The organism is Microcystis sp. M53598_WE2 (assembly GCF_030067735.1).
Classification (GTDB): Bacteria; Cyanobacteriota; Cyanobacteriia; order Cyanobacteriales; family Microcystaceae; genus Microcystis; species Microcystis aeruginosa.
In genome coordinates this window covers 1-2,419 of record NZ_JASJFE010000827.1, presented here as the reverse complement: position 1 = coordinate 2,419, position 2,419 = coordinate 1, and the positions used below count along the sequence as shown (strand labels likewise).

Sequence of the window (2,419 nt, the reverse complement as noted above, 5' to 3'; positions counted from 1 at the left end):
CGTTACTTTATACTGTTGTGTCAGGAGTGGGGTCAATTGTGATTGTAGCAGTGGATGAAGCAGCAGCAAAGGTGGCTGTATTATTAGACCCTGTACGAGTGTAGTCGGTATTAAGGGTAGCTGTCCCACTAATACTGTAGTTGACGGTTAAGGAATTAGTGGTTAATCCACTACGGGTGAAGGTATAAATCAGATTTGTTGTCCCGTCTTCGGTGACGCTTGCGGGAGAAACTGCAAGGTTAATAATAGGGGGTTCATCATCATTAATTGTCCCCGTCACTGGAGTAGTCGTACCTACTGCATATCCTGTCCCAGAAGCGAGAGTTAAAGCAACGGTTTCGTTACTTTCTACTATTGTGTCAGCAGTGGGGTCTATTGTGACTTTAGCAGTGGTAGCATTAGCAGCGAAAGTCACTGTCCCGGTTTTACTGGTGAAAGTTGCTGCACCGCTTTGGGTGTAATCTGTGCTAAAAGTAGCTGTCCCACCAACACTGTAGTTAACCGTTAAAGCATTAGTGGTTACTCCGCTACGGGTGAAGGTATAGACTAGGTTAGGGGTACCGTCTTCAGTCACGCTTGCTGGGGCTACCGCTAAGGTGATAGATGGTAGTAAAGAAATGACGGAAACGTTATCTAGTGCGGGGCCAAAAGCAGCATTTTCTGGCTCAATAGATAAACTATAAAATTCCAAGGTCGTTGTGGATGCAGTTGCCGTAAATACCCAGGTCTTATTTACCCAGCCCATATTATCATCACTAAACCCTGTAGTATCAAAGGAAAAAACTTCGGACTGGCCTGCGGCTGAAACTCCTAGTTGTCTGATGGGAGTTCCACTATAAGTATTGCCAGCCAAGGCAAAGGAGACAAGGTATTGTTGGCCTGCAATAGTGCTGAAAGTTTGAGCTATACCACCCACTCCAGGCGAACCATTGAGATCAAGAGAGCGATCGCCATCTGCATCTACCCAATAAGCTGTATAGTCAATTTGATCCCTCGTAACAGTCCATCCTGTGATTGCGGTAGAACCAGGGTTAAGTGGTAAATAACCACCAGGATCTGGGCCAATTTCAAAACTACCATTAGTGATTAGATTGACTTGAAAATTAGGATCGTAAATAGCATAAAGTCCCTGTCCATCATTGCTCTTAGCAATTAATACTCCTTGATTGTCATTAGCATTTAGATCAATAATTGTTTGACCATACTGTTGATATAATTGATCTATATTTGCAAGAATTGGATGAGATGAAGGGTTAATAGGAATATTGCCGTAAAACTCATTCCATTGATTTGCCAATGACAACCCAAAATTATTCAAGAAATCCTTCCAAGCATTAGCCTCACTCGTAACACTATCAAAACTTCCAGTAATTCCAGTTCCTGCCATTAGATAAACATTTCCTCCACTGTTTACATAATCAATTAATACCTGATTATCTACTGGGGATCCGCCAAGAAAAACTCCATCATATTGTTGTAATGTCTCTAACGTGAATGGCAAATTAGGTGCAACCTTCCATTGATGTCCTGCATCAGTTAAAGCTTTAGATAGTTGAAATCCTGTGAAACCAAGGTTATCGGAATAAGCAAGAAATGAGCCTTTCTTCCCATTAGCAAAATAATTAGCGATATTCTGAGCAAATAATAGTGAATCGTCGGGAGCATTACTAAATCCAGAATCACTTAATGTAAATTCATCATTAGCAACAATAATCTTGCCAGATTTAAGCAATTTATTCTGTTCAACTGTAATTACTTCCCCATTTAAATTAATTATCTTTGAATCATCCTCAGCTTTCAATACCTCCAAGGTTGCCACATCCAGACTATTTCCCTGCACCAACTCCGCAAAAATTGCCCCCTCATCTCCCGCGCTATCCACCGGATTAATTTGAGCATCCACATAATGCCCAATTTCTTCTAAAATTACATTAACTATCGCTGCTGACGAAGCCGTATTCAAAAAAGATGCTGATAGATAAATCTTATTGGTACTGCTGGAATATGCACCATTCGCCGTCCCCAAAACCTCACCACTAAGTACCTCAATTGGGGGAATTTGACTAAAATTTCGGCTTTTCCACTGCTGTTGTAATTGCGTCGCCTTAACCACATCATAACTTGTGCCAAAAGCGATGGCTAAATTTGCCCAAAAACCGTCAGATTGAGCGAAATCGAACAAAACATCGTAAACAGAAGGAAGGAGGGGCAACAGGGTAGAAGTCATGACGTTAACCGCAAAGGATGACTTCGACTATTTTATGCAAAGAATCCCAAATCTTTCAATATCCCTGTAACAGAAATTAATATTTATTACAAGAAAACGGGTTTCTCGAAGAAACCCGTTTTCTGCGATGAAGTTTGCATAATTATTCCCGTTTGTTCAGCGACTTGTGACGTAAAATCTTAGGAGTCACTG

General features: G+C 41.1%; 1 pseudogene. It reads right to left on the bottom strand.

Features of this window, described 5'->3' with window-relative positions:
* Positions 1-10: 10 nt before the first annotated feature.
* Positions 11-2,227: pseudogene (locus PX636_RS16780) on the bottom strand (choice-of-anchor C family protein); the annotation flags it as partial.
* Positions 2,228-2,419: the final 192 nt, after the last annotated feature.